Source organism: Streptomyces sp. NPDC056734 (assembly GCF_042790455.1).
Classification (GTDB): Bacteria; Actinomycetota; Actinomycetes; order Streptomycetales; family Streptomycetaceae; genus Streptomyces.
In genome coordinates, this window is record NZ_JBHTZD010000004.1 from 40,298 (window position 1) to 50,056 (window position 9,759).

General features: G+C 72.0%; 5 protein-coding genes. All 5 read left to right on the top strand.

Annotation, left to right across the window (positions count from 1 at the left end; genetic code table 11):
• The first annotated feature begins 2 nt into the window (after window positions 1–2).
• Complete coding sequence (locus tag ACFRFC_RS06640) at window positions 3–1,373, top strand: Gfo/Idh/MocA family protein (protein WP_382686898.1); 1,371 nt, start codon at window positions 3–5, stop codon at window positions 1,371–1,373.
• A gap of 1 nt (window position 1,374) precedes the next feature.
• Complete coding sequence (locus ACFRFC_RS06645) at window positions 1,375–2,373, top strand: sugar phosphate isomerase/epimerase family protein (RefSeq protein ID WP_382686896.1); 999 nt, start codon at window positions 1,375–1,377, stop codon at window positions 2,371–2,373.
• A 385-nt stretch (window positions 2,374–2,758) separates the two neighbouring features.
• Entirely contained in the window at window positions 2,759–6,496 is a 3,738-nt protein-coding gene (locus ACFRFC_RS06650) for a ThuA domain-containing protein (RefSeq protein ID WP_382686893.1), read from the top strand.
• Window positions 6,497–6,614: 118 nt separating this feature from the next.
• Window positions 6,615–7,853 (top strand): inositol-3-phosphate synthase, encoded by a 1,239-nt coding sequence (locus ACFRFC_RS06655; RefSeq protein WP_382686890.1) that lies wholly within the window; start codon window positions 6,615–6,617, stop codon window positions 7,851–7,853.
• Between the two features lie 707 nt (window positions 7,854–8,560).
• Complete coding sequence (locus ACFRFC_RS06660; RefSeq protein ID WP_382687024.1) at window positions 8,561–9,562, top strand: SCO3242 family prenyltransferase; 1,002 nt, start codon at window positions 8,561–8,563, stop codon at window positions 9,560–9,562.
• Window positions 9,563–9,759: the final 197 nt, after the last annotated feature.

Here is a 9,759-nt window from a genome sequence, read left to right on the forward strand (position 1 = left end):
CCATGGGACAGCCGCAGCAGCCCGCAGGGGCAGCGGCCGAAACGCCGGGAACGAGTGACGCCGGCGCGCAGGGAACGGACGATGCCCCCGCGGCGGAGTCGGACCGGACCGCCGTCTCCGGTACCGGCACCACGCACCCCGCCGGGAGACCGGCGCTGCGCGTCGGCATGGTGGGCTACGCCTTCATGGGCGCCGCCCACTCCCAGGGCTGGCGTACCGTGGGCCGCGTCTTCGACCTCCCCCTGCGCCCGGTGATGTCCGCGATCTGCGGCCGCGACGCGGACGCCGTGCGCGCCGCCGCCGACCGGCACGGCTGGGCCGCCGCCGAGACCGACTGGCGGGCCCTGATCGCCCGCGACGACGTCGACCTCGTGGACATCTGCACCCCCGGCGACAGCCACGCCGAGATCGCGCTCGCCGCGCTGGCCGCCGGAAAGCACGTACTGTGCGAGAAGCCGCTGGCCAACACCGTGGAGGAGGCGGCGGCGATGACCGAGGCCGCCGAGGCCGCCCAGGCCCGAGGCCGGCTCGCGATGGTCGGCTTCAACTACCGCCGGGTGCCCGCCACCGCGCTGGCCCGCAAGATGGTCGCCGAGGGCCGGATCGGCACCCTGCGCCATGTGCGGGTCACCTACCTCCAGGACTGGCTGGCCGATCCGCAGGCCCCGCTGACCTGGCGGCTGCGCAAGGACCAGGCCGGTTCCGGCTCGCTCGGCGACCTCGGCGCGCACATCATCGACCTGGCCCAGTATCTGGCGGGGGAGCGGCTGGCCGGGGTCTCCGCGCTCACCGAGACCTTCGTACGCCACCGTCCGCTGCCCGGCGCGGCCAGCGGACTGTCCGCGACCGCCGCCGACGGCACCGGAGAGGTCACCGTCGACGACGCCGCCCTGTTCACCGCCCGCTTCCCGTCCGGCGCCCTCGCCTCCTTCGAGGCCACCCGGTACGCCACCGGCCGCAAGAACGCCCTGCGCCTGGAGCTGAACGGCGAGCGCGGCTCGCTCGCCTTCGACCTGGAGCGCCTCAACGAACTCTGGTACCACGACGCCGGCCAGCCCGACGAGCACAACGGCTTCCGCCGCATCCTCGTCACCGAGCCCGGTCACCCGTACCTGGAGGCATGGTGGCCGCCGGGGCACGGCCTCGGTTACGAGCACACCTTCGTGCACCAGGCCCGCGACCTCGTGCACGCCATCGCCGAGGGCCGCCGGCCCGAACCCTCCTTCGCCGACGGGCTCCAGGTCCAGCGGGTCCTGGCGGCCGTCGAGGAGAGCGCGGAGAAGAACTCCGTCTACACCACCATCGCGAACCCCGTCGCGAACCCCGTCGCGAACCCCGTCGCGACTCCCCTCGCGGTCCAGGAGGCCAGCTGAGATGCCGCGCACCTTCACCCTCTTCACCGGCCAGTGGGCCGATCTCCCTCTTGAGGAGGTCTGCCGGCTCGCCCGTGACTTCGGCTACGACGGTCTGGAACTCGCCTGCTGGGGCGACCACTTCGAGGTGGACAAGGCCCTCGCCGACCCCGGCTATGTCAAGGGCCGCCACCAACTGCTGGAGAAGTACGGCCTGAAGTGCCTGGCCATCTCCAACCATCTGGTCGGCCAGGCCGTCTGCGACGCCATCATCGACGAACGCCATCAGGGCATCCTCCCGGCGAGGATCTGGGGCGACGGCGACGCGGAGGGCGTGCGGCAGCGGGCCGCCGCCGAGATCGCCGACACCGCACGGGCCGCCGCCGCACTCGGCGTCGACACCGTCATCGGCTTCACCGGCTCCGCGATCTGGCACCTGGTCGCGATGTTCCCGCCCGCCCCCGAGTCCATGATCGAGCGCGGCTACCAGGACTTCGCCGACCGCTGGAACCCGATCCTGGACGTCTTCGACGCCGAGGGCGTGCGCTTCGCCCACGAGGTGCACCCCAGCGAGATCGCCTACGACTACTGGACCACCCAGCGGGCCCTGGAGGCCGTGGACCACCGGCCCGCCTTCGGCCTCAACTTCGACCCCTCGCATTTCGTCTGGCAGGACCTCGACCCGGTCGGGTTCCTGTGGGACTTCCGCGACCGGATCTACCACGTCGACTGCAAGGAGGCCCGTAAGCGGCTCGACGGGCGCAACGGCCGGCTCGGCTCCCACCTCCCCTGGGGCGACCCGCGCCGCGGCTGGGACTTCGTCTCCGCCGGGCACGGCGACGTGCCCTGGGAGGACGTCTTCCGGATGCTGCGCTCGATCGGCTACGACGGTCCGATCTCCGTCGAGTGGGAGGACGCCGGCATGGACCGGCTCCAGGGCGCCCCCGAGGCGCTCACCCGTCTCAAGGCATTCGACTTCGAACCACCCACCGTGTCCTTCGACGCCGCGTTCAACAGCTGATCCGAGGCTGATCCGAGGCTGAACCGCCGCTGAACCGCCGCTGAACCGCCGCTGAACCGCCGCTGAACCGCGGCTGATCCACGACCGATCAACAGGTGATCAACAGCTGATCCACGTACCTGACGGCAGGTCGGGGGCGGGGCCGGAGCAACCGCCCGTCCCCCCTCCGACCTGCCCGAATCCCGCTTTGTCCTGCGATGGGAAAAAGCCGGACCGATCCTGACGCAAGGGGTGTTCGCCCCGGACGGACACGGATACCGTCCCTGGAGAGTCCAGGAAAGCGTTCAGGACACACAGACCTCCGGGGTGACGGCGCACCCCGGCGCCCGCACCGCACACGCAAGCACCACCCCGTACGGCTCACCCCGTTCCCGGAGGGACCTTCGTGCACAGAACCAGAGCCAGAACCGGATCCAGGATCAGAACCACCGACACCGCGAGGCGCCCCCGTCTCCGCACCGCCGTCGCCCTCTTCACCGGCCTCCTGCTGGCCGTGGGCACCCCGGCGGCCGTCGCCGGCGCCGCTCCCGGATCCGCGGAGGCCGAACCGGCCGTCGCCGAGGAGCAGTTCCAGCAGGTGCCGCTCGCCAAGGGCGAGCCCGAGATGGGCGAGCCGATGTCGCTCGCCGTGCTCCCGGACCGCAGCGTCCTGCACACCTCCCGCGACGGCACACTGCGCCTGACCGACCAGGCGGGTGTCACCAAGGTCGCGGGCAAGATCCCCGTCTACACCCATGACGAGGAGGGCCTCCAGGGCGTCGGCATCGACCCGGACTTCGTCAACAACCGGGCGATCTACCTCTATTACGCCCCGCCGCTGGACACCCCCGCGGGCGACGCCCCCGAGACCGGCACCGCCGCGGACTTCGCGAAGTTCGACGGCGTCAACCGCCTCTCCCGCTTCGTCCTGAACCCCAACGGCACCCTGGACCTCGCCAGCGAGAAGAAGGTCCTGGACGTCGCGGCCTCCCGCGGCATCTGCTGCCACGTCGGCGGCGACATCGACTTCGACGCGGACGGCAACCTCTACCTGTCGACCGGCGACGACACCAACCCCTTCGCCTCCGACGGCTACGCGCCGATCGACGACCGCGAGAACCGCAACCCGGCCTTCGACGCCCGCCGCAGCTCCGGCAACACCAATGACCTGCGCGGCAAGATCCTGCGGATCAAGGTCGCGGCGGACGGCTCGTACACCGTCCCGGAGGGCAACCTCTTCGCGCCCGGCACGGACAAGACCCGTCCCGAGATCTACGCGATGGGCTTCCGCAACCCGTTCCGGATGAGCGTCGACGACCAGACCGGCATCGTCTACGTCGGTGACTACGGCCCCGACGCGGGCGCCGCCAACCCGGGCCGCGGCCCGGCCGGCATGGTCGAGTTCGCCAAGGTCACCGAGGCCGCGAACTTCGGCTGGCCGTTCTGCGTCGGCAACAACGAGGCATACGTCGACTACGACTTCGGCACCGGCGTCTCCGGTGAGAAGTTCGACTGCGCCGCCCCCAAGAACACCTCGCCGCACAACACCGGCCTGGTCGACCTGCCGCCCGCGCAGGCCGCCTGGATCCCGTACGACGGTGGCTCCGTGCCCGAGTTCGGCAGCGGCTCCGAGTCCCCGATGGCGGGCCCGGTCTACCGCTACGACCCGAACCTGAACTCCAGCGTGAAGTTCCCCGAGGCCTACGACGGTGACTTCTTCGCCGGTGAGTTCGGCCGCCGCTGGATCAAGCGGATCGAGCAGAACGCGGACGGCTCCGTCGCCTCGATCAACCCCTTCCCGTGGACCGGCACCCAGATCATGGACATGGAGTTCGGCCCCGACGGCGCCCTCTACGTCCTCGACTACGGCATCTCCTGGTTCCAGGGCGACGAGCACTCCGCGCTGTACCGGATCGAGTACGCCCAGGACGGCTTCTCCCCGCTCGCCGAGGCGAAGGCCGACAAGACGTCCGGCGCGGCCGGCCTCAAGGTGGCCTTCACCGGCTCCGCGACGGACGCCGACTCGCCCGACCTCACCTACAGCTGGGACTTCGGCGACGGCACCAAGGGCGAGGGCGCGAACCCGACCCACCGCTACAAGAAGGTCGGCACCTACACCGCGACCTTCACCGCCACCGACCCCGAGGGCAACACCGGCACCGCCAGCGTCCGGATCGTCGTCGGCAACACCGAACCCAAGGTGAAGATCGACATCCCGGGCAACGGCGCCCTGGCCGAGTTCGGCAAGCCGGTCCCGTTCAAGGTGACCGTCACCGACCCCGAGGAGCGCATCGACTGCTCCAAGGTCAAGGTCTCCTACAGCCTGGGCCACGACTCCCACGCCCACGAGCTGACCAGCGAGCAAGGCTGTACCGGAACCCTCACCCCGCCGCCCGGTGACGGCGGCCACGACCCCAACGCCAACATCTACGGCGTCGTCGGCGCCAGCTACACCGACGGTGGCGCCAACGGCCAGGAGGCGCTCACCGGCACCGCCCGTGCCGTGCTCCAGCCGCTGCACCGCCAGGCCGAGCACTTCACCAACCAGTCGGGCATCCGCACCTACGACAAGCCCACCGCCAACGGCGGCAAGACCGTCGGCGACATCGACGACGGCGACTGGATCTCCTTCACGCCCTACCAGCTCGCCGGGCAGAAGAAGCTGACCGTACGGGCCTCCTCCGGCGGCGCGGGCGGCTTCGTCGAGCTGCGCACCGGCTCGCCCGACGGCCCGCTGCACGGCTCGGCCTACATCCCGCCGACCGGCAGCTGGGAGACGTTCCAGAACGTCGACGTGCCGCTGCGGGCACTGCCCAAGGGCACCACGGAGATCTTCCTGGTCTTCAAGGGCGGCGCGGGCGCGCTGTACGACCTGGACGACTTCGAGTTCTCCACCGAGCCGTTCAAGGGCGGCAAGAAGGTCCTGGTCTTCTCCAAGACCGCCGGATTCCGCCACGACTCCATCGCGGCCGGCGTCGCCGCCCTGAAGGAGCTGGGCGCCCCGGCCGGCATCACGGTCGACTCGACCGAGGAAGCCCGCCAGTTCACCACGGCCAACCTCGCCAAGTACGACGCCGTGGCCTTCCTGTCCACCACCGGTGACGTCCTCAACGCGGAGCAGCAGGCCGCGTTCGAGAACTACGTCGAGAACGGCGGCGGCTACATGGGCATCCACGCCGCCGCCGACACCGAGTACGACTGGGAGTTCTACGGCGGTCTGGTCGGCGCCTACTTCACCTCGCACCCGCAGATCCAGCAGGCGACCGTCCGCGTCGAGGACCACGACCACCCGTCCACGGCGCACCTGGGCGAGACCTGGGAGCGCACCGACGAGTGGTACAACTACGGCACCAACCCCCGTGAGCAGGCCAAGGTCCTCGCCACCTTGGACGAGACCACCTACCAGGGCGGCTCCATGAAGGGCGATCACCCGATCGCCTGGTGCCAGACCTACGGCGGCGGCCGGTCCTTCTACACCGGTGGCGGCCACACCAAGGAGTCCTACACCGAGGAAGCCTTCCGGGCCCATCTGCTCGGCGGGATGCAGTACGCCACCGGCCAGGTCAAGGCCGACTGCAAGCCCAGCACGGACTACCGGAAGATCTTCAACGGCCAGACCCTGGACGGCTGGAAGCAGGCCGGCCCCGGCACGTTCACCGTCAGCAACGGCACCCTCCAGTCCGAGGGCGGCATGGGCCTGCTCTGGTACCAGGCCAAGGAGCTGGGCTCGTACTCCCTCAAGCTCGACTGGAAGATGCAGGACGACGACAACTCCGGGATCTTCGTGGGCTTCCCGGCCTCCGACGACCCGTGGTCCGCCGTGAACAAGGGCTACGAGATCCAGATCGACGCGACGGACGCGCCCGACCGCACCACCGGATCGGTCTACTCCTTCAAGTCGGCCAACATCAAAGCCCGTGACCAGGTCCTCCGGCCGCCCGGCCAGTGGAACTCCTACGAGATCAAGGTCCAGGGCGAACGCCTCCAGGTGTTCCTCAACGGAGTCAAGATCAACGACTTCACCAACAAGGACCCCCAGCGGAGCCTGACCGACGGTTACATCGGCCTCCAGAACCATGGGGCCAGTGACCAGGTCTCCTTCCGCAACATCCAGTTGAAGAACCTGCCCACTCCGGGCAACTAGAACGGCGGCGGGCGGGGAACGCCGGATCCCCGCCCGCCGTCTCCCGGCCCATCCCCTGCCCGCCGTCTCCCGACCCTTCCCCTGCCCTCTGGGTTCGCGCACGACAAGGAGGCTGCCCATGTCCGCGTCCCTCTCCCGCCCGCGTGTAGGGGTGTGGCTGATCGGAGCCCGAGGCTCCGTCGCCACCACCGTCATCACCGGGTGCGCCGCCGTCACCGCGGGGCTGCACCCGCCCACCGGCATGCTGACCGAGACCCCCGCCTTCACCGACAGCGGCCTGCCCGCCCTGTCCGACCTCGTCTTCGGCGGTCATGACACCGTCGACTGCCCGCTGCCCAAACACGCCGAGGCCCTGACCGCCGGCGGTGTCCTGCCGCCCGGCCTGACCACGGCCGTCGCCGGGGAACTGGCCGCGGCGGACCAGGAGATCCGGCCCGGCGGCCCCACCCCGGGCGACACCCGCACCGCCCCCGAACTGATCGCGGCCTTCGCCGCCGACATCGAGGACTTCGTACGACGCCATGGGCTGGCCCGCGCCGTGGTGGTGAACGTGGCCTCCACCGAACCGGCGGCCACCGGCGACACCTACGCGCCGAGCACCCTGTACGCCCTGGCCGCCCTCCGCGCGGGCTGCCCCTACGTCAACTTCACCCCCTCCCAGGGCATGCACCACCCCGACGCGGCCCGGGCGGCGGCCGACAGCGGGCTGCCCCACGCGGGCCGCGACGGCAAGACCGGTCAGACCCTGCTCCGCTCGGTCCTCGGCCCGATGTTCGCCCAGCGCGCGCTGACCGTCCGCGCCTGGTCCGGCGCCAACCTGCTGGGCGGCGGCGACGGCGCCGCCCTCGCCGACCCGGCCGCCGCGGCGGCCAAGAACGCCGGCAAGGAACGGGTCCTCGCCGACACCCTCGGCTTCACCCCCGAGGGCGAGGTCCACATCGACGATGTCCCGGCCCTCGGCGACTGGAAGACCGCCTGGGACCACATCGCCTTCGACGGCTTCCTCGGCACCCGCATGATCATGCAGACCATCTGGCAGGGCTGCGACTCCGCGCTGGCCGCTCCGCTGGTCCTGGACCTGGCCCGCCTGACCGCCCGCGCCCACGAAACCGGCCTCTCCGGCCCTCTGTCCGAACTGGGCTTCTACTTCAAGGACCCGGTGGGGGAGGGCCCGGCGGCCCTCGGGGAGCAGTACCGGGAGCTGGTGCGGTTCGGGGGGCTGCTGGCGGAGGGGGGTGTGGGGGCGCGGGCGCGGGTTTCTGAGGGGGGTGTGTCGGGGCGAGGGCACGACAGCGGTGCCCCGGCCGACGGGCCTTCCGGCGAGAACGCCGACGAGAACTCCGAGGAGCGCGCATGAGGCTGCGGGCGCTGGTGTCGGAACTGACGGCACTGGCCGGACGTCTGCCTACCGTTGCGCGTGACGCACGCGCGGCATGGGATACGTCTGCCGGGCCGGGTAGGCGTGGCGCGCGGGGTACGGGTGCCGCGCCGGGTACGTCTGTCGTGCGGGGTACGGGTGCTGCGCGGGGTACGCGTGCCGCGTGGCTCCCGGGCCTTGGCCGGGCGTTGCCGACCAGGGCCCGGGACCAGGATGACTGGGGGACGGGGTCGGACGCCTGCTGCCGTACGGGGGCGTGCGGCGACGCCGACTGGGACGGCGAGGAGACGTGGGGTGCCTCGGAGGGTCGGCGGGGCGGCGATGAGGTCGGGGGTGGCTTTGACCACGAGGGCGGCTTTGGCGCCGGGATTGGTGATGGCGCCGGAGTCGGCCTTGACGCGCAGGTTGGTCGTGACGCCCGGGGTGGGTTTGACGCTGGGGTTGGTGATGGCGCCCGTGGCGGCCCCGATGCCCAGGCCGGGCTCGACGCCCAGACCGGGTCTGACGGCCACTCCGGCAGGTTTGGCCACCTTGGCGAGGTCAGCCACCCCGGGAAAGGTGGCCACCCTGGCAAGGCGGGCCGCCCCGGCAAGGACTGCCACCCGGACAAGGTCGGCGACACCACCCCGCACACCGCGGGGACCGGCCCGCTCTCCACTCCCGCCAGACTCCGCGCCTGGGCCGAACTGCTGCGCCTCCCCGCGCTGTTCACCGTCCCCGGAGACGCCCTGACCGGCGCCGCCGCCATGGGCGCCCGCCCCAACTCCCGCACGCTGCTCGCCATCGGCTCCTCCCTCTGCCTCTACGAGGCGGGCATGGCCCTCAACGACTGGGCCGACCGCGAGGAGGACGCCGCCGAACGCCCGCACCGCCCGATCCCCTCCGGCCGGATCCGCCCCGCCGCGGCCCTCGCCGCCGCCGGTGCCCTCACCGCCGTCGGCCTGGCTCTCGCCGCCCGCGCCGGACGCCCGGCCCTCGCGGTCGCCGCCCCCCTCGCGGCCACCGTCTGGGCCTACGACCTCGGCCTCAAGCACACCCCGGCCGGCCCCGTAGCCATGGCGGGCGCCCGCGCCCTGGACCTGCTGCTCGGCGCCGCGGCCACCAAGGGCCGCACCCGGGAGGCACTCCCCTCCGCCGCACTTCTCGGCGCCCACACCCTCGCGGTCACCACCGTGTCCCGCGACGAGACCCAGGGCGGCCGGCCTCTCGCCCCCCTCGCCGCTCTGGCCGCCACCGCTCTCCTGACCCACCTCACCACCCGACCCCCGGCAGGTCCCGGCGAAGCAGCCACCCGGGGCCTGCCGGGCACTAACCCCCACACCGCCCCGAACCCCAGCCCGAACACGGCCTTGACGACCTCCGCCCCCCTCACCACCGCCCTCCCCCGACTCCGCCTCGGCGCGCTCCCCCCTCCCCCCTCACTCCACCCCACCCCCCTCCCACCCGGGACCACCCTCCGTACCGCCCTGGCCCTCCTCTACGCCTCCACCGCCGGGCGCCCCTACCTCCACGCCGCCCTCAACCCCTCACCTCCCCTCACCCAGCGCGCCGTCGGCGGCGGCATCCGCGCCATGATCCCGCTCCAGGCCGCGCTGTCCGCCCGTTCCGGCGCCAACGTCACCGCGTTGGCCATCGCCGCCCTCGGCCCCCTCGCGGCCCGCTTCGCAAAGAAGGTGAGCGTCACATGAGCCCCGAGCCGCAGGGCCTCCGCCCACCGAACCCCAAGCCGCCGAACCGCGAGCCGCACGGCTCCGGTTTGCCGGGCGCGCAGTCACCTCGCCCCGAGCCGCATGACCTCGTCTCGCGCGATACACGGTCACCTGCCCCGGAGTCGCACGCTTCCGTGTCGCTGGGCGCGCAGTCCCCGGAGTCCGAGCCGTACGGC